Source organism: Dinoroseobacter shibae DFL 12 = DSM 16493 (assembly GCF_000018145.1).
Taxonomy (GTDB): Bacteria; Pseudomonadota; Alphaproteobacteria; order Rhodobacterales; family Rhodobacteraceae; genus Dinoroseobacter; species Dinoroseobacter shibae.
Window position 1 is genome coordinate 2261511 of the sequence record NC_009952.1, and the last position, 25330, is coordinate 2286840.

27 protein-coding genes are annotated in these 25330 nt (G+C 65.3%); 18 read left to right on the top strand and 9 right to left on the bottom strand.

Annotated features, from left to right (window positions below):
- Positions 1-249: 249 nt before the first annotated feature.
- The 3 genes from DSHI_RS10845 to DSHI_RS10855 all read left to right on the top strand — a co-directional run bounded on the left by DSHI_RS10845 (position 250) and on the right by DSHI_RS10855 (position 2909).
- Positions 250-720: a hypothetical protein gene (locus DSHI_RS10845; RefSeq protein ID WP_012178799.1), complete on the top strand. Its 471-nt coding sequence runs from the start codon at positions 250-252 to the stop codon at positions 718-720.
- Between the two features lie 186 nt (positions 721-906).
- A complete protein-coding gene (gene purF / locus DSHI_RS10850; protein WP_044028704.1) occupies positions 907-2394 on the top strand; it encodes an amidophosphoribosyltransferase in 1488 nt (495 codons plus the stop codon).
- The gene (locus DSHI_RS10855; RefSeq protein WP_012178801.1) at positions 2391-2909 is read left to right on the top strand and encodes a DUF1284 domain-containing protein; all 519 of its coding nucleotides are present in this window, start codon (positions 2391-2393) and stop codon (positions 2907-2909) included. The genes purF and DSHI_RS10855 overlap by 4 nt, the downstream gene beginning before the upstream one ends.
- A 209-nt stretch (positions 2910-3118) precedes the next feature.
- On the opposite strand, the gene DSHI_RS10860 is transcribed toward DSHI_RS10855, so the two are convergent.
- Positions 3119-3712 (bottom strand): biotin transporter BioY, encoded by a 594-nt coding sequence (locus DSHI_RS10860; protein ID WP_012178802.1) that lies wholly within the window; start codon positions 3710-3712, stop codon positions 3119-3121.
- A 122-nt stretch (positions 3713-3834) separates the two neighbouring features.
- On the opposite strand from DSHI_RS10860, the gene DSHI_RS10865 reads away from it, so the two are divergent.
- The 4 genes from DSHI_RS10865 to DSHI_RS10880 all read left to right on the top strand — a co-directional run bounded on the left by DSHI_RS10865 (position 3835) and on the right by DSHI_RS10880 (position 7293).
- Positions 3835-4500, top strand: a complete 666-nt coding sequence (locus DSHI_RS10865) for an SDR family NAD(P)-dependent oxidoreductase (protein WP_012178803.1) — start codon at positions 3835-3837, stop codon at positions 4498-4500.
- A gap of 99 nt (positions 4501-4599) precedes the next feature.
- Entirely contained in the window at positions 4600-5385 is a 786-nt protein-coding gene (gene surE, locus DSHI_RS10870) for a 5'/3'-nucleotidase SurE (protein WP_012178804.1), read from the top strand.
- Positions 5382-6032, top strand: coding sequence for a protein-L-isoaspartate(D-aspartate) O-methyltransferase (locus DSHI_RS10875; RefSeq protein ID WP_012178805.1), 651 nt, complete (start codon positions 5382-5384; stop codon positions 6030-6032). The genes surE and DSHI_RS10875 overlap by 4 nt, the downstream gene beginning before the upstream one ends.
- A 91-nt stretch (positions 6033-6123) precedes the next feature.
- On the top strand, positions 6124-7293 hold the full coding sequence (locus tag DSHI_RS10880; RefSeq protein WP_157865317.1) for a LysM peptidoglycan-binding domain-containing protein: 1170 nt from the start codon (positions 6124-6126) through the stop codon (positions 7291-7293).
- Between the two features lie 73 nt (positions 7294-7366).
- On the opposite strand, the gene DSHI_RS10885 is transcribed toward DSHI_RS10880, so the two are convergent.
- Positions 7367-8260 carry a DMT family transporter gene (locus DSHI_RS10885; protein WP_012178807.1) on the bottom strand — a complete coding sequence of 298 codons (894 nt, stop codon included), beginning with the start codon at positions 8258-8260 and terminating at the stop codon, positions 7367-7369.
- A 78-nt stretch (positions 8261-8338) separates the two neighbouring features.
- On the opposite strand from DSHI_RS10885, the gene DSHI_RS10890 reads away from it, so the two are divergent.
- From DSHI_RS10890 to DSHI_RS10905, 4 genes are all read left to right on the top strand, one after another.
- On the top strand, positions 8339-9652 hold the full coding sequence (locus DSHI_RS10890) for a cation:proton antiporter (protein WP_012178808.1): 1314 nt from the start codon (positions 8339-8341) through the stop codon (positions 9650-9652).
- Between the two features lie 86 nt (positions 9653-9738).
- Positions 9739-10458, top strand: a complete 720-nt coding sequence (locus tag DSHI_RS10895) for a DUF533 domain-containing protein (protein ID WP_012178809.1) — start codon at positions 9739-9741, stop codon at positions 10456-10458.
- Positions 10459-10567: 109 nt separating this feature from the next.
- Complete coding sequence (locus tag DSHI_RS10900) at positions 10568-10981, top strand: Fur family transcriptional regulator (protein WP_012178810.1); 414 nt, start codon at positions 10568-10570, stop codon at positions 10979-10981.
- A gap of 84 nt (positions 10982-11065) precedes the next feature.
- Positions 11066-11977 (top strand): pirin family protein, encoded by a 912-nt coding sequence (locus DSHI_RS10905; protein WP_012178811.1) that lies wholly within the window; start codon positions 11066-11068, stop codon positions 11975-11977.
- A gap of 117 nt (positions 11978-12094) precedes the next feature.
- Here the strand turns inward: DSHI_RS10905 and ltaE are convergent, their stop codons facing one another.
- Entirely contained in the window at positions 12095-13129 is a 1035-nt protein-coding gene (ltaE, locus tag DSHI_RS10910) for a low-specificity L-threonine aldolase (RefSeq protein ID WP_012178812.1), read from the bottom strand.
- Positions 13130-13328: 199 nt separating this feature from the next.
- Between ltaE and eno the strand changes: the two genes are divergently transcribed.
- Positions 13329-14603, top strand: coding sequence for a phosphopyruvate hydratase (eno, locus tag DSHI_RS10915; RefSeq protein ID WP_012178813.1), 1275 nt, complete (start codon positions 13329-13331; stop codon positions 14601-14603).
- Positions 14604-14678: 75 nt separating this feature from the next.
- Here the strand turns inward: eno and DSHI_RS21410 are convergent, their stop codons facing one another.
- Both DSHI_RS21410 and DSHI_RS10925 read right to left on the bottom strand, forming a co-directional pair.
- Positions 14679-15428 (bottom strand): PRC-barrel domain-containing protein, encoded by a 750-nt coding sequence (locus DSHI_RS21410; RefSeq protein WP_012178814.1) that lies wholly within the window; start codon positions 15426-15428, stop codon positions 14679-14681.
- Between the two features lie 141 nt (positions 15429-15569).
- On the bottom strand, positions 15570-16013 hold the full coding sequence (locus DSHI_RS10925; protein WP_083768425.1) for a hypothetical protein: 444 nt from the start codon (positions 16011-16013) through the stop codon (positions 15570-15572).
- 129 nt (positions 16014-16142) lie between these two features.
- On the opposite strand from DSHI_RS10925, the gene DSHI_RS10930 reads away from it, so the two are divergent.
- Positions 16143-17033: a DMT family transporter gene (locus DSHI_RS10930; RefSeq protein ID WP_012178816.1), complete on the top strand. Its 891-nt coding sequence runs from the start codon at positions 16143-16145 to the stop codon at positions 17031-17033.
- Between the two features lie 7 nt (positions 17034-17040).
- A complete protein-coding gene (locus DSHI_RS10935) occupies positions 17041-17481 on the top strand; it encodes a cupin domain-containing protein (protein WP_012178817.1) in 441 nt (146 codons plus the stop codon).
- An 18-nt stretch (positions 17482-17499) separates the two neighbouring features.
- Here DSHI_RS10935 and DSHI_RS10940 read toward each other — a convergent pair whose 3' ends face one another.
- Complete coding sequence (locus DSHI_RS10940; RefSeq protein WP_012178818.1) at positions 17500-18579, bottom strand: anhydro-N-acetylmuramic acid kinase; 1080 nt, start codon at positions 18577-18579, stop codon at positions 17500-17502.
- Between the two features lie 51 nt (positions 18580-18630).
- Here DSHI_RS10940 and tyrS point away from each other — a divergent pair, with 51 nt between their 5' ends.
- Entirely contained in the window at positions 18631-19884 is a 1254-nt protein-coding gene (tyrS, locus tag DSHI_RS10945; RefSeq protein WP_012178819.1) for a tyrosine--tRNA ligase, read from the top strand.
- Between the two features lie 200 nt (positions 19885-20084).
- On the opposite strand, the gene DSHI_RS10950 is transcribed toward tyrS, so the two are convergent.
- From DSHI_RS10950 to DSHI_RS10960, 3 genes are all read right to left on the bottom strand, one after another.
- Positions 20085-21056: a DUF3179 domain-containing protein gene (locus DSHI_RS10950; RefSeq protein ID WP_012178820.1), complete on the bottom strand. Its 972-nt coding sequence runs from the start codon at positions 21054-21056 to the stop codon at positions 20085-20087.
- A gap of 222 nt (positions 21057-21278) precedes the next feature.
- Positions 21279-21827 carry a peptidylprolyl isomerase gene (locus DSHI_RS10955; RefSeq protein WP_012178821.1) on the bottom strand — a complete coding sequence of 183 codons (549 nt, stop codon included), beginning with the start codon at positions 21825-21827 and terminating at the stop codon, positions 21279-21281.
- Positions 21820-22326 carry a peptidylprolyl isomerase gene (locus tag DSHI_RS10960; protein WP_044027783.1) on the bottom strand — a complete coding sequence of 169 codons (507 nt, stop codon included), beginning with the start codon at positions 22324-22326 and terminating at the stop codon, positions 21820-21822. The genes DSHI_RS10955 and DSHI_RS10960 overlap by 8 nt, the downstream gene beginning before the upstream one ends.
- Before the next feature lie 181 nt (positions 22327-22507).
- Here DSHI_RS10960 and DSHI_RS10965 point away from each other — a divergent pair, with 181 nt between their 5' ends.
- The 3 genes from DSHI_RS10965 to DSHI_RS10975 all read left to right on the top strand — a co-directional run bounded on the left by DSHI_RS10965 (position 22508) and on the right by DSHI_RS10975 (position 25245).
- Entirely contained in the window at positions 22508-23689 is a 1182-nt protein-coding gene (locus DSHI_RS10965; RefSeq protein ID WP_012178823.1) for a phosphoglycerate kinase, read from the top strand.
- 94 nt (positions 23690-23783) lie between these two features.
- Positions 23784-24668: a fructose bisphosphate aldolase gene (locus DSHI_RS10970; RefSeq protein WP_012178824.1), complete on the top strand. Its 885-nt coding sequence runs from the start codon at positions 23784-23786 to the stop codon at positions 24666-24668.
- 274 nt (positions 24669-24942) lie between these two features.
- Entirely contained in the window at positions 24943-25245 is a 303-nt protein-coding gene (locus tag DSHI_RS10975) for an FtsB family cell division protein (protein ID WP_012178825.1), read from the top strand.
- Positions 25246-25330: the final 85 nt, after the last annotated feature.

Consider the following 25330-nt stretch of genomic DNA (forward strand, 5'->3'; position numbering starts at 1 on the left):
CCGAGGCACCGACGCGCGGCCTCGGGACCGATCCCCCGCGACCTCCCAGCGTAACGCTACGTCACATCCACAATTGAGAATTTTGCCTAGAGACGTTCAAAGCGGTTTGGTGTTAGCGCTCCCGCAGCAAGCTTACGACCCGGCCGCGGCACCCTTCACTCAGGTGCGGGCCCCAGTTGACAACCTGTAGTAACACCGCCCCATCCGGATTATCGGATGCGGCGCCGCCCCGTTTTGGGAGTATCGATCATGACGCCCGCTTCTCACGTTTTCGCAAATTGCATCGTCGACCGTTTCACCCGGGGCCAGCTGATGGACCTGACCGAGATGTATGCCACTCCGGTCGCGGTCTATTTCGGCGACCGCATTCTCGTCCTGCAGTCGCGCGAGGATCTGCACGCGGCCTTGAGCAGCTATCGCTCCATCCTGGTGCGGGCGGGGCTCGCCTTCATCCAGACCACGGTGATGGGCACCCCGCGCTTCGCCCAGGCACGGTTTTCCATGCGGGTGCGCAATACCTATTTCGACCAGAACGGCCACGCATTCGACGATTGCGAGGTCACCTATTTCATCGAACGCGATGCAACATGCGACTACGCCCCGAAGATCCGGCTGGCCGAATATGACCGCTGGCCCTGCGAAGACGAGGTCGCGGCCGCCGAGGCCCTGCGCCAGCTTGAAACCCCCACCCCTCGGGGCAGCCGCGCGATCCTGTTCTGAGCGCGATCGGGAGCGGCCTCGAGCCTTTGGGCCAGTCCGGCTAAGCGCGCCCGCGGCCGCGTCCCGCAGTTTCCATGATAGTTTCGTGACAGACGCGCTGCGACGCAGTATGACGAGCCCGACCTCTTCAAGGAATCGGAGCGCCCGTTGTCCCACCCAGACACGCCCGCCGACCGGCCGCCCAAGATGCCCCCGGCCCATCCGTTTGACTTCGACGCCGTGCGTTCCGATGACGGCGACGACAAGCTGCATGAAGAATGCGGTGTGTTCGGCGTTGTCGGCCTGCCGGAGGCCGCGAATTTCGTGGCCCTCGGCCTGCACGCGCTGCAGCATCGCGGCCAGGAGGCCGGCGGCATCGTCAGCCATGCGCCGGGAATCGGGTTCAACTCCGCCCGACGCTTCGGCTATGTGCGGGACAACTTCACCAAGGCGTCACTGATGGAAACCCTGCCCGGCCATCTGGCCATCGGGCATGTGCGATACTCCACCGCCGGCTCCAAAGGGCACACCCAGATCCGCGATGTGCAGCCATTCTTCGGCGAGTTTTCCATGGGCGGCGCGGCGATCGCCCATAATGGCAACATCACCAATGCCGATGCCCTTCGTCGCGAACTGATCGACCGCGGCTCGATCTTCCAGTCCTCCTCGGACAGCGAGTGCATCATTCACCTGATGGCACGGTCGCTGCAGCGCAACATCCCCGAGCGGATGAAGGACGCCCTGCGCCGCTGCGAAGGGGCGTTTTCTGTGGTCGCCATGACCCGCACCAAGCTGATCGGCGTACGTGATCCGCTGGGCGTGCGCCCGCTGGTGCTGGGCAAGCTCGGCGATGGATGGGCGCTCAGCTCGGAGACCTGCGCGCTCGACATCATTGGGGCCGAGTTCGTGCGCGAGATCGAGCCGGGCGAGATGGTGGTAATCACCGAAAACGAAGGCGTGCAAAGCTATTTCCCGTTCGAGCGCCGCGCCAGCCGCTTCTGCATCTTCGAGCATGTCTATTTCTCCCGCCCGGACAGCATCATCGGCGGCCGGTCGGTCTATGACACGCGCCGCATGATCGGGGTGGAACTGGCCAAGGAAGCGCCCGTGGACGCGGACCTTGTGTGCCCGGTGCCGGACAGTGGCACGCCCGCCGCCATCGGCTACAGCCAGGAGTCGGGCATTCCCTATGCCATGGGAATCATCCGTAACCAGTATATGGGCCGGACCTTCATCGAGCCGACCGAGCAGATCCGCAACATGGGCGTGCGTCTGAAGCTGAACGTCAACCGCGCGCTGATCAAGGGCAAGCGGGTGATCCTGGTGGACGACTCAGTGGTGCGCGGCACGACCTCGCGCAAGATCAAGGAAATGATCCTCGATGCGGGAGCCGCAGAGGTGCATTTCCGGATCGCGTCACCCCCGACCTCCTGGCCATGTTTCTACGGTGTGGACACGCCGGAGCGGGAGAAACTGCTGGCCGCCACCATGTCCGAGGACGAGATGTGCGCTCATCTGGGGGTCAACAGCCTGCGCTTCATCACGCTGGACGGGCTTTACCGCGCCGCGGGCGTTCCCGAAGGCCGGGACCCGGCGGCCCCTCGATATTGCGACGCGTGTTTTTCAGGCGAATATCCGGTGGCCCCGTCGGACATGCTGGAGAAAGGGTTCCAGCTGCGCCCCGCGGCGGAATGATCCGGTTCCGGCCGCATCATTTCCTGTGCGCCCTGGGGTTCGAGGGCAAGGGCTATTCCGACCGGTTCACGGCCAACATGCACGAGATCGTGGTGACGCGCCTGCGCGCGGCCGGTGGTGACGCGACCGAGATCACCGTGACTGCCCATACGGACGCGATCTGCGCGCCCTGCCCCAAGCGGCGCGGACGGCTTTGTGTGGATCAAGGCAAGATCGCGCGGCTGGACCGGGCCCATGGCACGGCGCTCGATCTGGCGGCAGGCGAGGTGATCACCTGGGGGCAGGCGCAGGACCGCATGGCGCGGCTGGTGCCTGACGACCTGGACCGGATCTGCGCCGGATGCCGCTGGCTGGAGATGGGGATGTGCAAGGCGGCGCTGGCGCGGCTGCGGCAGTCGCGAACGGTCATGGACACGCCGTCGCTCGACCGGGACGCGGCACCAGAAGTCAGAGCCACCGAGGCATCCAGCGCGACCGTGGTTTCGGATCAGACCTCACGCCGTGAGCCCGGATAGATCCGATCAAGACGATCCCAGCCTTCTCGGCAGAGAGCAGCGAGAACCCGGAGGCTCTCCAATCGGTGCCGCTAGCATGCGCGTCGGTCGCCGGGGCAAGCCCGTTGCAACGGGCTTAAGCGCCTTCCAAGGCGCTTGGCCCCTGCACGAACGACAACACCGCCCCAAGGGGCGGCGTTTCGCGATCAGAGTTATTCAGTGAAGCTGCGTCAGGCGCGGCGCAGCACCTTCCAGGCCCCGGAGACGATCAACGCCGCGATCACGGCCTTGACCGCATCGCCCAGAAGGAACGGCCCCATGAACCAGGCCCAGGCCTTGTCGGCGCCGATGCCGACCCAGCCGCCTTCGATCCCGAACGACGACGCCACCAGCATCGGCCAGGCCACGCCGGGAATATAGACCAGCGCCGAGGCCACCAGGGCCGCCACCGTCGTGCCGACGAAGCCTTTGGCGAACCCGCGCTCGGCGGCCAGCCCGGCGATATAGGCCACGGCCACGAAGCCGATCAGGAAGCCCGCGGTCGGGCCGGCAAAGGCCAGTCCGTTCATGCCATTGGCAAAGACCGGCAGCCCCGCCAGGCCCTGGCCGAGATAGACCAGCACCGTCGCCGCCCCGAGGCGGGCGCCGAAGGCAAAGCCTACCAGCAGTATCGCCAGCATCTGCAGGGTCATCGGCACCGGAAACATCGGAACGCTGACCTGCGCCGCAACGGCGATGAAGAGCGATCCGCCCAGAACCAGCAGGGCCTTGCGCAGAAGTGTCGTCTCGCCGAACGCGGCTTGGGAGAGGGTCGTGGTGCTCATCGCTGTCATCCTGTCGTTGCAGAGGTTACCTCGGTTGTTCCGTCCGCGCACGCCAAAGTCAAGCGCGACGCAGGTACACACCCCCTTGCGCTCCCCCGACGCTCAAGCCTACACCCTCGCCCATGGCATATGATCTGACCGACAAGATTGCGCTGGTTACCGGCGCCTCCCGCGGGCTGGGGCACGCAGTGGCCGAGGCCCTGGCCGCGCGCGGCGCCCATGTTATCGCACTGGCGCGGACCGTGGGCGCGCTCGAAGAACTCGACGACCGGATCCAGGCCGCGGGCGGCAGCGCGACGCTCGCGCCGATCGACCTGACCAAGGAGGATGCGGTTGCCGGGATCTGCCGGGCTATCTACGACCGCTGGGGCCGGATCGACCTGCTGGTGCATTGCGCGGTCCATGCACCCACTCTGTCGCCGGTCGATCACGCCGCCCCCAAGGACTACGCCAAGACATTCGCCACCAATGTGGAGGCTACCCAGCGAGTGATCCGCATGGTCGCGCCTCTGCTCAACGAAGCCGCCGAGGGGCGCGCTATCTTCTGCGCCGATCCGCGGGCGGGCGAGAAATTCTTCGGGCTTTACGGGGCCTCCAAGGCGGCCGAGGCGGCCCTTGTGGCCAGCTGGGCCGCCGAGACCGTTCGGACCGGGCCGAAGGTCGCAAGCTTCACTCCCGCGCCCATGCCCACGGCCACCCGTGCCCGGTTCTTCCCCGGCGAGGATCGCACCGCCCTGAGCGCGCCTGCCGCGGAGGCCAAACGCCTGCTCGCCCTGCTCGACGCCTGAGTGCCCTGCGCAGGGCGGGGGCGCGCCCGCTGCCCGGCCTCCCTTGTCCCCGCCGCGCGCCGCCGCTAACAGGGATCAGGGCAGACACAAGGGCAGATCATGCGCATCCTCATTACCAATGACGACGGTATCAACGCCCCCGGGCTCGAGGTCCTGGCGGAAATCGCCGCCGAGATCGCTGGTCCGGGTGGCGAGGTCTGGACCGTGGCCCCGGCGTTCGAGCAGTCCGGTGTGGGCCATTGCATCAGCTATACCCAACCCACCATGATCGCCGAGCTGGGCCCGCGCCGCTATGCCGCCGAGGGCAGCCCGGCCGATTGCGTGATGGCCGGTCTCTATGACGTGATGAACGGCGATGCGCCGGACCTGATCCTGTCCGGGGTGAACCGGGGTAACAATTCCGGGGAGAACGCACTCTATTCCGGCACCCTGGGCGGGGCCATGGAGGGTGCGCTGCAAGGCCACAAGGCCATCGCGTTGTCGCAGTATTACGGGCCCGCCATGGCGACTGCCGACGACCCGTTTGACGCCGCTCGCCGCCACGGGGTCGCGGTGGTGCGCAAGCTGCTGGCTGCGGATCAGTGGGGTGGGCCGGGTTACGGCACCTTCTACAACGTCAACTTCCCGCCGGTGCTGGCCGCCGGTGTGAAAGGGGTGCGCGCGGCCCCACAAGGACTTCGTTCGCATGCGCGGTTCCGGGTAGAGGCGCAGCTGTCGCCGTCTGGCCGGCGGTTCCTGTGGGTCCAGGGCAGTGCACAGAACGTGCCGGCCGAGCAAGGCAGCGACGTGAGTCTCAACCTCGACGGCTATATCTCGGTCACGCCCATGCGCGCCGACCTGACCGCCTATGACAAACTCGCCGACCTGGAGGCCGCCCTGGCATGAGCCCATCGCCGGAACAGGTCATGCAGTTCCTCTATGCTCTGCGCTCGCGCGGGGTTCGGGACAGGGCGGTCCTGACGGCGATGGAAAAGATCGACCGCGGCCTCTTCGTCGAAGGCGTGTTTTCGGGCCGCGCCTATGAGGACGTGCCCTTGCCCATCGCCTGTGGCCAGACCATCAGCCAGCCCTCGATCGTGGGGTTGATGACACAGGCCGCCGAGATCGGGCCCCGCCACCATGTTCTCGAAGTGGGCACAGGCGCAGGCTACCAGGCGGCGATCCTCAGCCAACTTGCCCGCCGCGTGTGGACCGTGGACCGTCACCGCCGCCTGACCCGTGCCGCCGAGGCCCGGTTCAAGGCGCTCGATCTGACCAATGTGACGGTTCTGACCGGTGACGGGAGCTTCGGTTTGCCCGACCAGGCCCCGTTCGACCGTATCCTCGTGACCGCAGCCGCCGAAGATCCCCCCGGTCCGCTCTTGGCGCAACTGCGCGAGGGGGGTATCATGGTCGTGCCGGTGGGGCAGTCGGATGCGGTGCAGAGCCTGATCAAGGTCACGCGAACCGAGAGCGGTTTCGACTATGAAGAGATGCGCAGCGTGCGGTTTGTCCCCCTGGTAGAAGGCATCGCGCCGGAGAACAGCGCCTGAATGCGCGTCCCGGCCCCCGAGGAAGGATGTCGTGCGCAGCGACCCGAAAAGAGGCGCGCCACGGCCCGACAAGAGCAGAAGGCTTGAGCCCATGACCGACATCTCCCAGCCTCCCAAGTGCGGCGCGCGGCGCACCGCCTCGGTATTGGCGATCTGTAGCGCCCTGGCCCTGGCGGGCTGCGACACCTCGACCATGGATTTCGACATGCGGGACGCATTCGGCGGCCCGTTCTCGACTGCCGGCGCAGTGGGGGCGCCCGCCGCCCCACGGCCCGAGCCCGATGAGCGCGGGGTGATTTCCTATGCCGACTATCAGGTGGTCCTGTCGCGGCAGGGCGACACCGCCAACACCATCGCCGCGCGGCTCGGGGTCGACCCGGGCGCGCTGGCACGGTTCAACGGGCTGAACCCGGAAACCGTGCTGCGAGAGGGCGAGGTTCTGGCCCTGCCGACCCGGGTGGCAGAGCCTGTGGGCACCACGGATATCGCGGTCCTCGCTTCGGGCGCGATCGAACGGGCGGAGCTGCCCGAAGGCACCAGCAGCGTAGACACCCCGCTGGTGCGCGCCGTGCCCTCGGCGGAACTGTCCGGCCCGACACCAATGCAACACAAGGTGCAGCGCGGGGAGACAGCCTATTCCATCGCGCGGCTCTACGACATCTCGGTGCGAGCTTTGGCGGACTGGAACGGACTGGGTCCGGATCTCGCGGTGCGCGAGGGACAAGTTCTGCTGGTGCCGCTGACCACAGCGGCTGCGGCCCCTGCCGCCGCCCCCGAGCAGCCCGCGCCCGGGCAGGGTAGCGTCGCGCCGGTCCCACCGAGTGCCAGTACCCCCCTGCCCGAGCCGGAACCCGTGGCCGCCGTGCCCGACGCGCCCGACATGGGGCAGTTCCAGACCGAGGCCTCGGACAGTGCGAGCTTCGCCTTCCCGGTCGCGGGCCGGATCATCCGCGATTACGACAAGGGCCGGAACGACGGCATCGGCATCGCTGCGGACCCGGGCACGCCCGTGGTGGCGGCGGGCGACGGCGAGGTCGCCGCGATCACCCGTGATACGGACCAGGTGCCGATCCTGGTGCTGCGGCACCCGGACAACCTGCTGACGGTCTACGCCAATGTGGGAGATATCGCCGTGGAGAAGGGCGATACCGTGCGTCGGGGACAGCAGGTCGCGACCGTGGCCACGGGCGATCCGTCCTTCCTGCATTTCGAGATCCGCGAAGGGATCGAAAGCGTCGACCCGGTGCCCTACCTGAATTGATCCGCGCCGATGGCCGGAGCCGGGCCAAGCGCCTTGCAAGGCGCTTAAGCCCGTTGCAACGGGCTTGGCCCGCTCAGCGCGCCCGGCGCGGCCGGTTGATCAGAACGAGCCCCACCAGCAGCAACCCCAGAGACAGCCAGAGGCTCGCGCTCAGGGGCTCGTCAAGCAACAGCCAGCCGAACCCGAAACCGCTCAGCGGCATCAGGAAGGCAAAGCTCGACACCCCTCCGGCGGGGTAGATCGACAACAGCCAGAGCCAGAAGATGTAGCCCGCAGAGACGATAACCACGATCTGAAACAGCAGCGAGCCGACATGGATCGGCGCGAGATCCCGCACCAGTGGCCCGAAAAACGGCGCTAACGCCAGAAGTACCGCCGCCGAGACCGCCACTTGCCACATCAGCTGCATCTCGGGGCGCACAGTCTTCAGCGCCGAGGCCTTGGCGAGCAGTCCGATCCCCGCCCAGCTGATTGCCGCCCCGAGGGCCAAGAGATCGCCCCAGAAGCTCCCTGTGACCAGGTCGCTGCCACGGCTTGCGAAGGCCACGATCACCCCGGCAAAGGCCAGGGCCAGCCCGACCGCCTTGGACAGCGACATCCGCTCGCCCGGCAAAACCCAATGGCCAATCAACGTCAGCCAGACTGGCATGGAATACATCAGAACGCTGACCCGGGTGACGTTATTGATGTCGAGCGCGATGAACAGGCACAGGAACTCGATCGCAAAGAGCGCTCCGATTGCCAGCCCCGCCTTGACCGTCCCCGGCGCCACCTTCAGAGGCAGCCCGCGAAACCGCATCCAGAGCCAGATGCAGATCATCGCGCCCAGTGAGCGCAGTCCTGCGGCAAAGACCGGCTGCAAGCCATCGCCCACGATCTTGATCGCGACCTGGTTGAGCCCCATCAGCAGGGCGAAGCCCACCAGCGCCACGGCACCGAAGGCGTCTATACTCTCGCGGGGGGGCATGCAAATCTCCGGTCAGCGCCCTTCTCGGTACTCCGTTGCCGGTGCGGTCGCAACCCGGACCCGAGGACGAGCCCGCCCATGGATTTCTTTCAGATCGCGTCGCTGCTGGTGGTGATCGCCGCTCTCTTCGGTGTCATCAATCACCTGTACCTACGCCTGCCCCCCTCGATCGGGATCTTGCTGGTGGCGCTTGCTGCCTCGCTCTCGGTGATGGGGATCGACGCGCTCTTTCCGCAGAGCGTCATGCGCGAGGCCGTGACAGGAATGGTGGCGCGGCTGGAATTCTCCGACGCGCTGCTCGACGGGATGCTGGGCCTGCTGCTCTTTGCCGGGGCGCTGCATGTGAAGATCTCGGACCTGCGCCACGAAGGCCGCATCGTGCTGCTCATGGCGACCCTCGGCGTGCTGATCTCCACCGTAGTGGCGGGCGTGGGGTTCTGGGCGCTTGCGGGCGCACCGGTGCTGATCGCGCTGGTGTTCGGGGCGTTGATCTCGCCCACCGACCCCGTCGCCGTTCTGGGCGTGTTGCGCTCAACGAACATGCCCAAGAGCCTTGAGACCAAGATCGCGGGCGAGAGCCTGTTCAATGACGGGGTCGGATACGTGGTGTTCCTGATCCTCGTGGGACTGGCCTTTCCGGCGCAGGCCCACATGGACGCGGGGTTCTTCAACGCGGTCTTTCTGTTCGTGCGGAAGGCTGGGGGCGGGGCGCTGGTCGGGCTGGTGCTGGGCTGGCTGACCTTCAAGCTGATGGTTCGGGTGGACGATTACGCGCTTGACGTGATGCTGACCCTGGCACTGGCGCTCGGAGGGTATTCGCTGTCCGTGTGGCTGGGGGTATCGGCCCCGATCATGGCCGTGGTCGCAGGGCTGATGATCGGCGAGGTTCTGTCCGAGCACCGCATGTCCGAGCTGACGCGGACCCAGGTCGACATGTTCTGGCACCTGATCGACCAGATCCTGAACGCGATCCTCTTCCTGATGATCGGGTTCGAGATTTTCGCCGTCACCTTCAGTCACGCATCTTTCGGGCTGATCGTCGGCGCGATTGTCCTGTCGCTGATCGCGCGGCTCGCGGCGGTGGCAATCCCGCTCTACCTCGTGCGCAGTCCCGCCGACCTGACCCCGGAGGCGATCCCGATCATGACCTGGGGCGGGCTGAAGGGCGGGATTTCGGTGGCGCTGGTTCTATCCCTGCCCGAAACCGAGTGGACGCAGGTGCTGCTGACGGCGGTCTATGTGGTCGTGATCTTCTCGATCGTGGTACAAGGTTTGACAGTGGCGCCATTGGCCCGGGCGCTCAGCCGACAGGCACGGGCCGCGCAGAAGGCCGCGCGCGCAGAGGTTGCTGGGTCGGGCACGCGGGATATGCAAGCACCCCGGCAGAGGTGAGCCCTGGCTTGCTTCCCCACGGCTTTCCCGGATGACCGGCGGCGTTGCCTGTGGCAAGCTGGTGCCCGGTTGAAGGGAGAGATCGGATGAGTTTCATGGGAACGCTGGCCAAGGTGGCCATCGGCTACGCCGCGGCCCGGGGAGTGGACAAGCTGTCCGGGGGCGAAGGGCTGGCAGCTTTGCTCGGCGGCGGGCAGGCCGAGGCGGGCAGCCTGTTCGGCGGGGCCGAGACCGAAGGCACCCTTGGCGGGCTGTTCGGTGACGAGTCCGGCGGCCTTGGCGGTGTGTTCGACAATCTGCGCGATGGTGCTGGAGGTGACGGAGATGGCGGCTTGCTTGGGCTTGCCGGGCTCGCGGGCGTTCTGGGATTGGCAGGCGGCGCGGCGGCCGCGACCACCAGCCTCGGCGACATCCTGTCGGGCCATATCGACGACGGTGCGGCCGGCCGGGAGGAGGAGGACACCGCCAAGCTGCTACTTCGGGCGATGATCCAAGCGGCCAAGTCCGACGGCGGCATCGACATGCAGGAGAAACAACGCATCCTCGCCACCGTGGGCGACGCCAGCCCCGGCGAGGTCGCTTTCGTCACGGCACAGATGCAGGCCCCGCTCGATCCTGCAGGCCTCGCGGCGGACACGCCGGAGGGGCTGCGCGACCGGGTCTACGGCGCGGCGCTGATGACGATCAGGCTCGACAGCCCGGCCGAGGCGCGTTTCCTGACCGATCTTGGCACCGCGCTTGGTCTGACGGCAGCCCAGCGTGCCGCCCTGCACCGGCGGATGGGCGCGCCGACGCTTCCGGGCTGATCCGAAACCTGCAAGCCCCCGGGCAGACGGTGCAGGCGCGGCCGTTCCTTGGCACTGGAACTGCGCGGCGCGATTGCGTATCAGTCTTGGCACCATCCACGGGACGCACATGACCGATACGATCCTCAGCCGCTGCGAGACCAAGGGCCTGCGCATCACCGGACCGCGCCGCGTGATCGCGACGGTTCTGGACGCGGCGCGGGACCACCCGGATGTGGAAGAGCTTTACGCGCGCGCCACCGCGCTCGATCCCAGCATCTCGCTCGCCACGGTCTACCGCACGGTCAAACTGTTCGAGGAGGCCGGGATCCTTGAGAAGGTCGATTTCGGCGATGGCCGCGCGCGCTACGAGGATGCCGAGCGCGACCACCACGACCACCTGATCGACCTCAATTCGGGCAAGGTGATCGAATTCGTCTCGCCCGAGATCGAAGCGCTGCAAGAAAAGATCGCAGAGAAGCTGGGTTACCGGCTGAAGGGCCACAAGCTCGAACTCTACGGCGTGCCGATGAAGAAGAAGTGAGGACGCACAAGCCCTGTGCGTCCCGCGCGTTGCCGGGCCTCGCGAAGGCCGCCATGTTTCCAGTCAGACAGCAGGAGATGCGCGATGACCTTTCGCCCCGTGAAATCGACACATATGGCGCAACCCACGATGGAGGGTGCGGGCGTACACCTGCACCGCGTGTTCGGCTTCGGCGACCCGTCCGACAGCGATCCCTTCCTGTTGCTGGACGATTTCCGCAACGACGATCCGCAGGCCTATGAAAAAGGTTTCCCCTGGCACCCGCACCGGGGGATCGAGACGATCACCTATGTGCTGGAAGGTGAGGTGGACCACGGTGACAGCCTCGGCAATCGAGGCACGCTTGGCGCAGGATCGGTACAGTGGATGACCGCCGGGTCGGGGATCCTGCACCAGGAAATGCCTCGCGGGAATGCCGCCGGGCAGATGCATGGGTTTCAGTTGTGGGCAAATCTGCCCAGTGCGCAGAAGATGACCACGCCGCGGTACCAGGACATCGCGGGCAGCGACATTCCCGAAGTGATCGAGGATGACGGCACCCGGGCCCGCGTGATCACCGGCAGTTTCTGGGGCGTGCGCGGCCCCGTGGACGGGATCGCGGCCGAGCCCCAGTATCTCGACATTTCCATGCCGCCAAACACGCGCCGCGTCCTTCCCGTGGACACCTATGCCAACACCTTTGCCTATGTGTTCGCGGGGGCGGCGCGGTTCCGCGACGCTTCCGCGCCCGTGGGGGTGCGCGTCGAGAAGGAGGTTGCCGGAGAGGAGATCAACATCCGTGACATGTCGGGCAATCGCACGCTGGTTCGCTTCGACACTGGGGACGAGATTTCGGTGACATCGGGCCCCGAGGGCGCCCGGTTCCTGTTGGTCTCTGGGCGCCCGATCGAGGAGCCCGTGGCGTGGCATGGGCCGATCGTGATGAACACCCGCGCCGAACTGCAGCAAGCGATGCGGGATCTCAACAACGGCACCTTCATCAAGCCCGTGCACTGACGGCAAAAAGGCGTTTCGAAACGCCTTGATAAAGCGCCTTGCAAGGCGCTTGGGACGCGATTTCCAAATCGCGTGGTCAAGCCCGTTCGAACGGGCTTCGTCACCCTCAGACGAAGGTCAGAGACAACTCTCGAACGCAGCGATTGCGGCCGTCAGGGCGGCGTCGTCCACATCCCTGTGCACCACCAGCCGGATCGCACCTTCGCCCGGATCGCTGATCCGCACACCCTGCCCCGCCATGCGTGCCGCGAGCGCGGCGCGGTTCTGCACCGGCGGCGTGAAGAAGACCATGTTGGTGCCTTGCCGTACCGTCCCGAGCGGGATCAGGGCCCGCGCGAGGCGTGCGGCCCGGGCGTGATCCTCTGCCAGTCTCGGCAGCTGGTGCTCCAGCGCCCAGAGGCCCGCCGCGGCCAGCACCCCAGACTGGCGCATCCCGCCCCCCAACAGCTTGCGCAGCCGCCGCGCCTCGGCAATCACGGGTGTGGGTCCGACCAGCACCGTTCCCGCAGGCGCCCCCAGCCCCTTGGAGAGGCAGAGCGACACGGTATCCGCCAAGCCCGCCAGTTCCGCCTCGCTAGAGCCCAGTGCCGTCACTGCGTTGAAGAACCGCGCACCATCGAGGTGGACCGAAAGCCCCGCCTCCCGCCCGGTCCGCACTGCTGCTGCCATTCGAGCCAGCGGCACCGCGCGCCCGCCCACGGTGTTTTCAAGGCACAGCAGGCGCGAGCGGGCGTAATGCACATCCTCCGGCTTCAGTGCCGCGCGGATCTCTGCAGGCTCCAGCCCGCCATCTTCTGCCACCGGTATCGGAACCAGTGACAGTGCACCCAGAACACTCGCCGAGGCCGCCTCATCCGCGTAGACATGGTAGTCGCGTCCCACAATCACCTCTTCGCCGCGGGCGCATTGGGCCATCAGGGCGGCCAGGTTGCTCATGCAGCCGGTTGGAAAAAACAGCCCCGCCGCCTTGTCCGTCCGCTCCGCCAGGACCGCTTCCAGGCGCAACACGGTTGGATCCTCGCCGTAGCAGTCATCCCCTACCTCGGCGTCCGCCATCGCCGCGCGCATCCCGGCGCAGGGCCGGGTCACGGTATCCGAGCGCAAATCACAGATCGTCCCCACCGGGGCGATACCGCTGCTGTAGAGGGTCATGACCTTGCCTGCCTTCCGAAGCCCCGATGCTGCATGGCACCGACGCACCAAGGATGGCCGGGCTTGGCGTTGCCGGAAAGACCCAGAAATTATGTTAGCGATAACAATTCCAACTTGCAGACCGGATTCAGCAGTTCAATCCACGCAGAACCCCTGCTATGCACAGCCGCAAATCCGGCGCCTGAGAGGAACAGACCCCATGTCACTGATCGTTGATGTCTATGCTCGCGAAATTCTTGATAGCCGGGGCAACCCGACGGTGGAGGTGGACGTCACGCTCGAAGACGGCACCCTGGGCCGGGCGGCGGTGCCGTCAGGTGCGTCTACCGGCGCCTACGAGGCGGTCGAGCTGCGCGACAAGGACACAGCACGGTATTTCGGCAAAGGCGTCAAGACGGCGGTGGCCTTCGTCAATGGCGAGATCGCCGAGGCCCTGATGGGCATCGACGCGACCGACCAGGTGGGCATCGACAGCGCGATGATCGAACTGGACGGGACCCCGAACAAGAGCCGCCTTGGTGCCAATGCGATCCTGGGCGTGTCGCTGGCGGTCGCCAAGGCTGCCGCCGAGGCCACGGGCCAGCCGCTCTATCGCTATGTGGGCGGCACCTCGGCGCGGGTTCTGCCGGTGCCCATGATGAATATCATCAACGGCGGCGAGCATGCGGACAATCCGATCGATATCCAGGAATTCATGATCATGCCGGTCTCGGCCGACAGCATCGCCGAGGCCGTGCGCATGGGCGCCGAGGTGTTCCACACCTTGAAGAAGGAACTGTCGGCCGCGGGCCTGTCGACCGGCATCGGCGATGAGGGCGGCTTTGCGCCGAACCTCAGCTCCACCCGCGATGCGCTGGACTTCGTGCTGAAGGCGATCGAAAAGGCCGGCTATACGCCGGGCGAAGACATCTATCTCGCCTTGGATTGTGCCGCGACCGAGTATTTCGAGGACGGGCGCTACGAGATGAAGGGCGAGGGCAAGACCCTGACCCCCGAGGCCAATGTCGACTACCTCGAGGCGCTGGTGAACGACTACCCGATCCTGTCGATCGAGGATGGCTGTTCCGAGGACGACTGGGAAGGTTGGGCGCTGCTGACCGAGCGTCTGGGCGACCGGGTGCAGCTTGTGGGCGATGACCTGTTCGTCACGAACCCTGCACGGCTGGCCGAGGGTATCCAGAAGGGCTGCGCCAATTCCCTGCTGGTGAAGGTCAACCAGATCGGCACCCTGACCGAAACCCTTTCGGCGGTGGACCTGGCCCATCGCAACCGGATGACTTGCGTGATGTCGCACCGCTCCGGCGAGACCGAGGATGCCACCATTGCCGACCTCGCCGTGGCCACGAATTGCGGGCAGATCAAGACTGGCTCGCTGGCGCGCTCGGACCGGCTGGCGAAATACAACCAACTCATCCGGATCGAGGACGAACTGGGCGAGACGGCGATCTACGCGGGCCGGTCGATCCTGCGCTGAGCCTAGGCGGGCGAGCTTCGCGAGAAAGTTTTGATGTTCGAAGAAAAGGGGGCCGGTCGGCCCCCTTACCCGTTCTTACTGCCACCAATCCTTTTCGACCGGGCGCTCGTTTTTCAGATCCTCCTCGGACATCCACGTCACGAAGGCGAAGTTGCCATCATCGTCAGGCATGGTGCGATGCAGGTCCGACATCTCGATCAGGACATGGGCATCGCCCATCCCGAGAACGCCGCCCACTTCGGCGACAAGGCCCCGCAGGTTTCCGTCCGGCCCGACAACCATTTCGACCACGTTGCCGATGTTATCCCAATCGTCGGCAATGCGCGTGGCTTCTCGCCAGGCGCCAGGTTCCATCGCCGCGCGGGCGGTATAGATGTCGGCCCCGATGATGTCGCTGGCCCTGATGAAGTCGGACCGATTATCGAGGTCGATCGGTGTGAGGACGCGCGCCTCGCCCATTTCCGCGCGGGCGGCGAGGGTTTCTTTCGTGTGCTCAACTTCATCAATTGCTTCCGCATAGGCTTTTTTCGTGGTCTCGACAGCCGAGTTATAGACGTCCTCGACCGCGCTGGCGGCATCACCACCGACCTCTGCGGCCTGCTCCGTACTGGACGTCGTGGCGCTTTCCACTGCAGCGGCGGCATCGCTGATCTCTTCGGTTATCCGATCATACACTTCGGATGCACCGTTTTCGACGGTCTCGGCGGCTTCTGTCGCATGGGATTGGACCTCGGACACTGTGTTGCCCTCGTCTGCGCCACTCATCGCGAAGGCAGGGCTACACATGGCGGTCGTGGCGATGAGAGCAAGGCTCAAGCGGGTCATGGAAAATCCTCCTGTATCTGCTGCGCCGTTCTCGGCGCTGTCTGAAGGATCAACGGTGCAGTAGCGGAAAGGTTCCTCTCGCGCTCCGAGCGCGGCGGGTGCGCGCAGGCAGATCGACATCGCACCGCCCGCGCGATGCGGTCAGCTCCGATCGTTGCCGCGGGCGCGCTTTGTGGCGTCGAGAGCGATCAGGGACGGCATGATCCCGTCGATCATCCGTTCTTTCGGGAAGGGGCCGTAGCTGTTCACTCCGACGCTGAATGTGATGCCGATCTCCGACCCCGGCACATCCTCGAACTGAAACACGAAACTGTCGGTGCGACTGGAGAGCGTGCTGGCGATGATCTCGCGCAGCTCGCGCTGGGTTATGCCGTCCCGGCGGTCTGCCCCCCAGTCGACGCGGACCAGTATCGACACGCCCTCCGAGGGGCCCCCATTGACCGAAGCAAGACGTTCCTGCGTGATGCCGAGCGGACGCAGGGTCGGATTGTCCGTCACCTCGTACAGCACATAGGCGCTGGTTGCAGGCAGCGCTGCGCAGGCGATGATGGCGAATAGCAAGGCATACCGACGCTTACTGGTCATATGGTCGTCCCCAAACTGACTATAGTCCACCACCATGCCAGCTGCGCTTTGCCAAACAGTTAATCGGGCCGCACGCACCGCTTCGCCATATGCCTTTCCTGCGAGCGGTCCCGCGCCTAGGGTCATGCCATGCCCCGGGATCGCCCCCTTCTCGGCATCGGCCTGATGCTGCTTTTTTGTGCTCTGGCGCCGCTCGGCGACGGGATCGCCAAGGTGCTCGGCGATGTCGTGCCCCTGGTTGTGCTGCTGTTCGTGCGATTTGCCAGCCAGGCCATTCTGCTCACGCCGCTTACGCTGCGTCGGGGCCCGCAGCTCTCGGGGCGGCAATGGCGGTTGATGGCGGTGCGTACGGGACTGCACATGCTGGGCATCGGCATGATGTTCACGGCGTTGCGCTACCTGCCGCTGGCCGATGCCATCGCGATTGCCTTCGTGATGCCATTCTTCATGCTGGTGCTGGCAAAATACGTACTGGGCGAAGAGGTTGGGCCGCGCCGGATCTGGGCCTGCGTGGTCGGGTTCGCCGGCACGTTGCTGATCGTGCAGCCGAGTTTCGCGCAGGTCGGCGCCCCGGCCCTGCTGCCGCTGGGGGTTGCTGTGTGCTTTGCACTGTTCATGCTGACCACTCGGCAACTCGCGCGCGATGTGGACCCGGTGCGGCTTCAAGCCCTGTCGGGCTGGATGGCAAGTGCGGTGCTGTTGCTTGGATGGCTGATCTCGGCCGAAGCTCTCGGCGCGCGCCAGTTCTGGCCTGATGGTCCGGTTCTGCTGCTTCTGGCCCTGCTCGGCGCGATAGGCACCGCGGCGCATCTCGCCATGACTTGGGCCTTGCGGCTGGCACCCTCCGCGACGCTGGCCCCGATGCAGTATCTCGAGATACCCTTCGCCACGGCGATCGGCTGGATGATCTTCCAAGATCTGCCGAATGGTCTTGCGGCGCTGGGGATCGCTGTCACGGTCTCGGCCGGTCTCTATATCCTGTGGCGGGAGCATCGCCCGGCATCCGAACTGGGCCCCTGAGAGCGCCATGACCGCCGACGAAATCATCCGCCGCCTGGACCTTGCCCCCCATCCCGAAGGAGGCTGGTACCGCCAGACCTGGGTCGCCGAGGCGGCCCCGGGTGCCCGTCCTGCGGGCACTGCCATCTACTTCCTGCTCAAGACCGGGGAGCGAAGCCACTGGCACAAGGTGGACGCGACGGAGATCTGGCTCTGGCATGGGGGCGCACCGCTGGACCTGTGGATCGCCGCGACCAAGGCCGGTCCAGCCCGGCATCACCGGCTGTGCGCCGATCTGGACGCAGGTAGCCCACAGGCCATCGTGCCGCCGGACCACTGGCAAGCTGCGACAAGCACGGCCACCACTGCAGATGGGTGGAGCCTGGTGAGTTGCACCGTGTCACCGGGGTTCAGGTTCGAGGGCTTCACCCTGGCGCCGGCAGGCTTCGACATTCCGCGCGCGCCCTAGACGCCAGCGCAAGCCGGATCAGTTCAGCCCACTCGTGACGCCCCCCCCCACGGGCGCCGCGACCCCCGTGGTGCCGGGGAAGGACGTGGGCGCGCCGTTCAGAACCCGCACGGCCATGAAACCGAACGCTTGCGCCTCGATCATGTCTCCGTCGAAGCCGAGCGCATCGACGTCTGTCACGTCACATGAAGTAAATTTCGCAATGCTCTGTTTCATATAATTGTTTTTTCGACCCCCGCCACATAGGACTATCGCCGAAGGTGCTTGGGGCATGAGGGAAACACCCGCCGCCACGGCCGCGGCCGCGCAGGCGGTCAGGGTGGCGACCGCATCAGGCGTCTCTAGTTCGCAAACTGCCTCCAACAACCAGTAAAAGTCGTTTCTATCCAATGATTTAGGTGGTTTTCTTACAAAATAATCCTGATCCAGAAGCCGGTCGATGATGGGCTGAACGATTTGCCCTTCCGCCGCCAGCGCCCCACCCGTGTCAAAAGGCTGGCCTGTCCGCCCCAACACCAGGTCGTCGATCGGAGCATTTGCCGGGCCGGTGTCGAAGGCCAGAATCGCCTCCGGCCCCTTGGAAGGGTCCACGTATGTCAGGTTCCCGACACCACCAAGATTCAGAAAACACACGGGATTTTCCAATCTCGCATGGCGCGCGACCGCCCAGTGATAAATCGGCGCAAGCGGCGCACCTTCCCCGCCCAGGGACACATCCACGCTGCGAAAATCCCAGACCACGGGCACACCAAGCGCCTGTGACAGCGCCGCCCCGTCACCGAGTTGATGGGTGCCGGCCCCACGTGGACCATGGGCGAGCGTCTGGCCATGAAAACCAACAATTTCAACATCTTGAAATCCAGAGATAATCTCCGCATGGGCAGATTGGACCACCGCCAGTGCTGCTTCCAATCCCGGCCCCGGCCAACGGCCCAGCACCGCGCGCAAGGCCGCACGCTCCGTCGCGCTATAGGGTCGGTAGGCGCTTGGCCCTTGCTCCAGCACGCGCTCCCCGTCAGTCAGCACCAGTGCTGCATCGACCCCGTCCAGCGAAGTGCCCGACATGCAGCCAAGCGCCCAAAGCGGCTTTCCCTTCATTCCCGTCCCCGATATAGACCACGCGACACCCCAAGATGGACCGATCCGGCAATGACCTACCAGCCCAAATCCGACTTCATGCGCGTGATGATGGAGCGCGGTTTCCTGGCGGATTGTACCGACTATCAGGGGCTGGACGAGGCCATGAGCAAGGGCGTTGTCCCCACCTATATCGGGTATGACGCGACCGCCGCCTCGCTTCATGTAGGGCATCTTCTGAACATCATGATGCTGCGCTGGCTGCAGAAAACCGGACACAAACCGATCACGCTCATGGGCGGCGGGACGACCAAGGTGGGCGACCCCAGTTTCCGGTCTGACGAGAGACCCTTGCTGGGCGCCGAGCAGATCGACGCCAATATCGCCGGTATGAAGCAGGTGTTTTCCAGCTACCTCACCTATGGCGACGGGCCGACCGATGCGCTGATGCTGAACAATGCCGAGTGGCTGGACGGGCTGAACTACCTTGAATTCCTGCGCGATGTAGGCCGCCATTTCAGCGTTAACCGGATGCTGAGCTTCGAGTCGGTCAAATCCCGGCTGGACCGGGAGCAATCCCTAAGCTTTCTTGAATTCAACTACATGATCCTGCAGGCCTATGACTTCATGGAGCTCAACCGCCGCTATGGCTGCCGGTTGCAAATGGGCGGCTCGGACCAGTGGGGCAATATCGTGAACGGGATCGACCTCACGCGTCGCATCCTCGACCAGGAGGTCTACGGGCTGACCTCGCCGCTGCTCACCACGTCGGACGGGCGCAAGATGGGCAAAAGCCAGGGTGGCGCGATCTGGCTGAATGGCGACATGCTCTCGCCTTACGAGTTCTGGCAGTTCTGGCGCAACACCACCGATGCGGATGTTGGCCGTTTCCTGAAACTCTACACCGAATTGCCGCTGGAGGAATGCGACCGGCTCGGCGCGCTCGCGGGGTCGGAGATCAACGACGCCAAGATCATCCTTGCCAATGCGGTCACCGCCCTCCTGCACGGGCCGGAGGCTGCGCAAGCCGCCGAAGCCACTGCCCGCGAAGTGTTCGAAAAGGGCGGCGCGGGCGAGGATCTGCCGACCCTGACCCTGACCACCGACGAGATCGGCGACGGGATCTCGGTCGTGCAACTCATCACCCGCAGCGGGCTGGCCAAGTCCGGCAAGGAAGCCAAGCGCCTGATCGCGGAAAACGGCGCCAAGCTCGACGATGCGCCGCTGACCGATGCGGGCCTTATGATCGACGCAGACCGCCTCGCCGCCCCGATCAAACTCAGCGCAGGCCGCAAGCGTCATGCCCTGATCAAACGTGCGGACTGAGACAGCTTCTTTTTCTCAGCAAGACCACCCGACACGAAGCGATCCGCTCGACTCACCGTCGACGCCTCGGTGCCGGAGGCACGGCCAGGCCGCTGTTCGCCCGCGGGTTACCAAAAACGGCGCGGTTCGCCCCAGGCGCACGACCTTCGCAGCCAGCGCCCACAAAACATGTCATGCGGGCGTCAGCCCGCGCCTTTGGATCACCGATCTCCCAGAATCCATGCGCCCTCGGGCCAAAAGGCGTGATAGGCGAAAGCGAACATCACGTCATGGGGCAGATCGTTGCCCTCCGCGTCCCGCACCCGGATGCTGCCGACATCCTTGCCATCGCCGATCCGAGACGTATCCAGAGCCGAGGCCTTACCCGCCCGCCAGGAAATCGTCACACCGTCTTCGGTCAGCTCCTCGGTGAGGCGCAGTCGCTCCATCGGCCAGGCCCGGTCGCCGACCCGAATCACGCGGGCAAGCGCCGGAATACCGTGCGGTGGCATCTCGCCGGAATAGAGAAACGGCCGCCGGGAGCTGTCATAGTTCACATAAGGATTGCGGCCATAGTCCCGGCTCCAGCTCGGTTCCTCCATGACCAGCCCGTCCGGATTGCGGCTCGAGAACTCCGCCCAGCTTTCCATCCAGGTTGGCAGTTGCTCCAGAACCTTGCCGGTGTGGACCCCTACGATCCCCTCGCCCACCGCCTGCTGCCACCAGCTTTCCGTTTCGCGATCATACATGACCATGTCCGACATACGCAGCTTGCCGCTCACACCCAGGGTGATCACCGTGTCCTCCAGCCGCCGGTCGAAGGTGATGGCCGAGTTGCACAAGGGGCAAAAGGTCACCGCGATGGGCAACTTGCCCACGGTGTCGTTCACGATTTCATGCCATGTGAGGTAGCGGATCGGATAGGCCCGGGGCGTCTGGCCACCCAGTTCCACTGCAATGACCGGCTCTCGCGGATCGATACGGTCCTCTTCGATCACCGGAATGAACTCGGGATCGCTCAGCGCCGGGATGCCGTCCTTCGGAGGGCCGCCCGAGAGGATTTCAACGAAAGGCACCGCACTGATCGAAAAATCGGTGTTTGGCCATTCCTGCTTCCAGGCCTCGGGATCGGCCTTGGCGGCCCCGATCCAAAGACATCCGGCCGTAATCAGGACAAGACTTCGCATGAGCATGACAGGCCCTCCAGTTTCCCTGAGCCAGCATGCATCGGCGCCCCTGACTGCGCCAGCCCGCCTCACGGCAAGGTGACGCAGCGGGAGTGATGCGGTTGCGCCCACGCGCGCTACGCCCTTGGCGGCAGGTGGGATGAGGCAGTGCGAAAAACAGGCAAAAAAAACGCCCCCGGGCGACGGAGGCGTTCTGGTGACATTCCCATGGCAGCGCGCGCGGCGCGGTCAGTCGATAACGGTCACGCTGACCATGCGGTCCGGCGCGCCGACCACAGCACCGTTGCGCCCGGTGCCGCGCTTGATCGCATCCACAACCTCCATACCGTCGGTGACCTCGCCCACCACGGTGTACTGACCGTTCAGGAAATGCCCTTCGCTGAACATGATGAAGAACTGCGAATTCGCCGAGTTGGGGCTCTGCGCCCGGGCCATGCCCACCACGCCCCGGTCGAACGGCACGTCAGAAAATTCCGCCGGCAGGTCGGGACGGGTCGAGGCGCCGGTTCCGGCCCGGCGCATATCGCCACCGAACTTGCCATGTTCGACATCGCCGGTCTGGGCCATGAAGCCTTCGATCACGCGATGAAACACCACGTCGTCATAGGCGCCTTCTGCGGCCAACTCCGAGATTTGCTTGACATGCTGGGGCGCGATATCCTCGCGCAGGTCGATGGTGATGGTGCCGTTGGCCCCCTCGCCCGCGACCTCGATCTGCAGCCCCGTGGCGAGCGCGGGGCTCGCCAACAGGGTCAACGCCAGGGCAAGACTACGCATCGGCCGCCACCTTCACGGAGATCATCTGGTCGGGGTTCATCGGCGGCTCTCCGCGGACGATCTTGTCCACATGCTCCATACCCGAGATCACGCGGCCATAGACCGTGTACTGTCCGTTCAGGAAGTGATTGTCCGAAAAGTTGATGAAGAACTGGGAGTTCGCGCTGTCGGGATTGGCCGAACGCGCCGCCCCGAGCGTGCCCCGGTCATGGGGCAGCGACGAGAACTCCGCCGGCAGATCCGGCAGGTCCGAGCCGCCCGTGCCCGCCATGCGGATGTTGAAATCCTTGGCCGCGTTACCGTTCGCCACATCCCCGGTCTGGGCCATGAACCCGTCGATCACCCGGTGAAACACAACGTTGTCATAGGCTCCCGCGCGGGCAAGCTCCTTCATGCGCTCGGCGTGCTTGGGCGCCACGTCTGGCAGCAACTCAATAGTGACGGTGCCATCCTTGAGCTCCATCAGGATCGTATTTTCCGGGTCTTTGATATCGGCCATGCTGGCATCCTCCTGCATTTGTCACGGGCAACCTAGAAGGCCCGGACAGGATGCGAAACCCAATAATCGCCCACACCGACAAGCGGGTGTTGCCCCGCCCCGGGGTTGTGCCGTGCACGCCCCCGGGTTGACCTTTGCCGCGTGTCTGGCAGAACAGCGGCAATCGCAGATGGAGACAGGCATGACTTGGAAAACCCTCGACGACATGGCGCTGGACGGCAAGATCGTGCTGACACGGGTCGACATCAACGTGCCTGTGGCCGACGGGGTGGTCACCGATACGACCCGGATCGAGCGTATCGTGCCGACAGTGACCGACATCCTGGCCAAGGGCGGGCTGCCGGTGCTGCTGGCGCATTTCGGCCGGCCAAAGGGCAAGGTGGTGCCCGAGATGTCCCTGCGCGTCGTTTTGCCCGCGCTGGAAGAGGCGCTCGGGCGGCCGGTCGAGTTCATTGCGCATCCCGACCGCGCCGCACTGGAGGCGTTGCCGAAATGCACAGTGGTTCTGGCGGAAAACACCCGTTTCGCGCCCGGTGAGGAGAAAAACGATCCCGAAATGGCGGCGGCGCTGGCCGCGCTCGGGGATATCTATTGCAACGACGCCTTCTCGGCGGCCCACCGCGCCCATGCCTCCACCGAGGGCATCGCGCGTCTGCTGCCTTCCTGCGCCGGTCGGTTGATGCAGGCGGAGCTGGAGGCGCTTCAAAGGGCCTTGGGCACGCCCACCCGCCCCGTCGTCGCGGTCGTCGGCGGGGCCAAGGTGTCGACCAAGCTGGCGCTTCTGGGCAACCTCGTGGAGAAGGTAGATGACCTGGTGATCGGGGGCGGCATGGCCAATACCTTCCTCGCCGCCCAGGGCATCGATGTGGGTGCATCGCTGGCCGAGCACGAGATGGCCGATACCGCGCGCGAGATCATGGAGAAGGCCGCACGGGCGGGCTGCTCGATTCACCTGCCCAAGGACATCGTGGTCGCGCGAAAGTTCGAGGCCGGCGCCCCGTCACAGACCCTGCCCGTCTCGGAATGTCCAAGGGATGCGATGATCCTCGATGCAGGTCCGGAGACAGTCGCGGCCCTGAAAGAGGTGTTCGCCCAAGCGCGCACGCTGATCTGGAATGGCCCGCTCGGCGCGTTCGAGATCCCGCCCTTCGACATGGCCACCAATGCCGCCGCCCGCGCCGCCGCGGACGCGACCAAAGCCGGAACCCTCATCACGGTCGCCGGGGGCGGCGACACGGTCGCGGCCCTGAACAAGGCCGGCGTTGCCGACGATTTCACCTATATCTCCACCGCCGGGGGCGCATTTCTGGAATGGATGGAGGGCAAGACCCTGCCAGGCGTGGCCGCCTTGGAAGCCGCCTGAGCGAGTCCGCCACTGTTAGCGCGACCAGAATTGCAGCGGTGACAGGCCTTCGGTAGACGCAACCCGACGCGTCAACAGATTTTCGGAGTCCCCCATGTCCAAAGCAGACCAGATCCGTTCCGGCCACGGCTTCATCGCGGCCCTCGACCAGTCCGGCGGCTCCACCCCCAAGGCGCTGCGGCTCTACGGGATCGAGGAGGACGCCTATGGCACGGATGCCGAGATGTTCGACCTGATCCACCAGATGCGCTCGCGGATCGTGGCGGCCCCTGCCTTCACCGGCGAGAAGGTGATCGGAGCGATCCTGTTCGAGATGACCATGGATCGCGAGTTCGCGGGCAAATCGGCCCCGGCCTACCTGTGGGAAGACAAGGGCGTCGTGCCGTTCTTGAAAATCGACAAGGGGCTGGAGGCCGAGGCCAACGGCGTGCAACTGATGAAGCCGATGCCGGGTCTCGACGACCTTCTGTCGCGCGCCGCGGCCATGGGCATTTTCGGGACAAAGGAGCGCTCGGTGATCTCAGCGGCCAATCCGAAGGGGATCAAGGCCATCGTCGCGCAGCAATTCGAGATCGGCGCACAGGTCCTGGCCCATGGCCTCGTGCCGATTCTGGAGCCGGAAGTCACCATCACGATTGCCGACAAGGCCGAAGCGGAGGATATGTTGCTTGCGGAAATCCTCGCGCATCTCGACACCGTACCCGAGGGGCTGCAGATCATGCTCAAACTCAGCCTGCCGAGCAAGCCGAACCAGTATCTGCCGCTGGTCGAGCATGCGAAGGTAATGAAGGTGGTGGCGCTGTCCGGCGGGTATTCTCGCGAGGAGGCGAACGCCAAGCTGGCCGAGAACACCGGCGTGATCGCGTCCTTCTCCCGTGCGCTGACCGAGGGACTGTCGGCCCAGCAGTCGGACGCGGAATTCAACGCAACCATTGCAGCGACGATCGACAGCATCCACGCGGCCTCCATCGCAGGCTGACACCCGGACCCTCGGACTTCGCAGGCCCCGCCCCGCCGGGGCCTTTTGCGTGCCATGGCGGACGTCTTGGACAAAAGGCAGAGGCACCGCCGCGCAAGGTCAGGTAAAGACATTTGCGCATCTATCCTGCCGCGCGTCTTCTGCGATGGCTGCGGACAGACACCGCAACTGCAAGAAACCTTAGCCAAACAAGCGGCGAGTTAGGGGATTCACAGCGACTCAGCTCTGTGGCATGATGCACGCACCGTCCGACAGAGACGGGCAAGAGGCAGATATGACCAGTAAACCGAAACACTCCGCCGTGCATGGGGCCGTGGTGACCCTGATCGCGTTCCTCGTGGGTACGTATTTCGTGTTTCACGCCGTGCAGGGCGAGTATGGCCTTTTCAACCGCGTCCAGGCCGAGGCAGAAGAAGCCCGCCTGCGGGCAGAACTGGCCCTGCTGCAGGGCGAGTTACGCGCCTTGGAGAACAAGACGCTGCGCCTGTCCGACCAGTTTCTCGACCTCGACCTGCTGGACGAGCGGGCGCGGGATGTGCTCGGCTATGCCCGGCCGAACGAAATCGTCATCCGCTAGGCCACTGCCGACACGTCGCTGCGCAGAGGTGATTGACGCGAAAAACGCCTTCCTTTAGTTTAACATTAAACCATTCGTTCGTGCT

What these genes read in the sequence shown, in the direction of transcription:
- DSHI_RS10905 (WP_012178811.1), top strand. Translation starts at nt 11,066, where the DNA reads ATGACCTTTCGCCCCGTGAAATCGACACATATGGCGCAACCCACGATG.
- DSHI_RS10865 (WP_012178803.1), top strand. Translation starts at nt 3,835, where the DNA reads ATGGCATATGATCTGACCGACAAGATTGCGCTGGTTACCGGCGCCTCC.
- DSHI_RS10875 (WP_012178805.1), top strand. Translation starts at nt 5,382, where the DNA reads ATGAGCCCATCGCCGGAACAGGTCATGCAGTTCCTCTATGCTCTGCGC.
- DSHI_RS10975 (WP_012178825.1), top strand. Translation starts at nt 24,943, where the DNA reads ATGACCAGTAAACCGAAACACTCCGCCGTGCATGGGGCCGTGGTGACC.
- DSHI_RS10895 (WP_012178809.1), top strand. Translation starts at nt 9,739, where the DNA reads ATGAGTTTCATGGGAACGCTGGCCAAGGTGGCCATCGGCTACGCCGCG.
- DSHI_RS10900 (WP_012178810.1), top strand. Translation starts at nt 10,568, where the DNA reads ATGACCGATACGATCCTCAGCCGCTGCGAGACCAAGGGCCTGCGCATC.
- DSHI_RS10950 (WP_012178820.1), bottom strand. Translation starts at nt 21,056, where the DNA reads ATGCTCATGCGAAGTCTTGTCCTGATTACGGCCGGATGTCTTTGGATC.
- DSHI_RS10890 (WP_012178808.1), top strand. Translation starts at nt 8,339, where the DNA reads ATGGATTTCTTTCAGATCGCGTCGCTGCTGGTGGTGATCGCCGCTCTC.
- DSHI_RS10955 (WP_012178821.1), bottom strand. Translation starts at nt 21,827, where the DNA reads ATGCGTAGTCTTGCCCTGGCGTTGACCCTGTTGGCGAGCCCCGCGCTC.
- ltaE (WP_012178812.1), bottom strand. Translation starts at nt 13,129, where the DNA reads ATGACCCTCTACAGCAGCGGTATCGCCCCGGTGGGGACGATCTGTGAT.
- DSHI_RS10845 (WP_012178799.1), top strand. Translation starts at nt 250, where the DNA reads ATGACGCCCGCTTCTCACGTTTTCGCAAATTGCATCGTCGACCGTTTC.
- DSHI_RS10940 (WP_012178818.1), bottom strand. Translation starts at nt 18,579, where the DNA reads ATGAAGGGAAAGCCGCTTTGGGCGCTTGGCTGCATGTCGGGCACTTCG.
- DSHI_RS10885 (WP_012178807.1), bottom strand. Translation starts at nt 8,260, where the DNA reads ATGCCCCCCCGCGAGAGTATAGACGCCTTCGGTGCCGTGGCGCTGGTG.
- DSHI_RS10860 (WP_012178802.1), bottom strand. Translation starts at nt 3,712, where the DNA reads ATGAGCACCACGACCCTCTCCCAAGCCGCGTTCGGCGAGACGACACTT.
- eno (WP_012178813.1), top strand. Translation starts at nt 13,329, where the DNA reads ATGTCACTGATCGTTGATGTCTATGCTCGCGAAATTCTTGATAGCCGG.
- tyrS (WP_012178819.1), top strand. Translation starts at nt 18,631, where the DNA reads ATGACCTACCAGCCCAAATCCGACTTCATGCGCGTGATGATGGAGCGC.
- DSHI_RS10930 (WP_012178816.1), top strand. Translation starts at nt 16,143, where the DNA reads ATGCCCCGGGATCGCCCCCTTCTCGGCATCGGCCTGATGCTGCTTTTT.
- DSHI_RS10935 (WP_012178817.1), top strand. Translation starts at nt 17,041, where the DNA reads ATGACCGCCGACGAAATCATCCGCCGCCTGGACCTTGCCCCCCATCCC.
- DSHI_RS10970 (WP_012178824.1), top strand. Translation starts at nt 23,784, where the DNA reads ATGTCCAAAGCAGACCAGATCCGTTCCGGCCACGGCTTCATCGCGGCC.
- DSHI_RS10880 (WP_157865317.1), top strand. Translation starts at nt 6,124, where the DNA reads ATGACCGACATCTCCCAGCCTCCCAAGTGCGGCGCGCGGCGCACCGCC.
- DSHI_RS10855 (WP_012178801.1), top strand. Translation starts at nt 2,391, where the DNA reads ATGATCCGGTTCCGGCCGCATCATTTCCTGTGCGCCCTGGGGTTCGAG.
- DSHI_RS10960 (WP_044027783.1), bottom strand. Translation starts at nt 22,326, where the DNA reads ATGGCCGATATCAAAGACCCGGAAAATACGATCCTGATGGAGCTCAAG.
- purF (WP_044028704.1), top strand. Translation starts at nt 907, where the DNA reads ATGCCCCCGGCCCATCCGTTTGACTTCGACGCCGTGCGTTCCGATGAC.
- surE (WP_012178804.1), top strand. Translation starts at nt 4,600, where the DNA reads ATGCGCATCCTCATTACCAATGACGACGGTATCAACGCCCCCGGGCTC.
- DSHI_RS10925 (WP_083768425.1), bottom strand. Translation starts at nt 16,013, where the DNA reads ATGACCAGTAAGCGTCGGTATGCCTTGCTATTCGCCATCATCGCCTGC.
- DSHI_RS21410 (WP_012178814.1), bottom strand. Translation starts at nt 15,428, where the DNA reads ATGACCCGCTTGAGCCTTGCTCTCATCGCCACGACCGCCATGTGTAGC.
- DSHI_RS10965 (WP_012178823.1), top strand. Translation starts at nt 22,508, where the DNA reads ATGACTTGGAAAACCCTCGACGACATGGCGCTGGACGGCAAGATCGTG.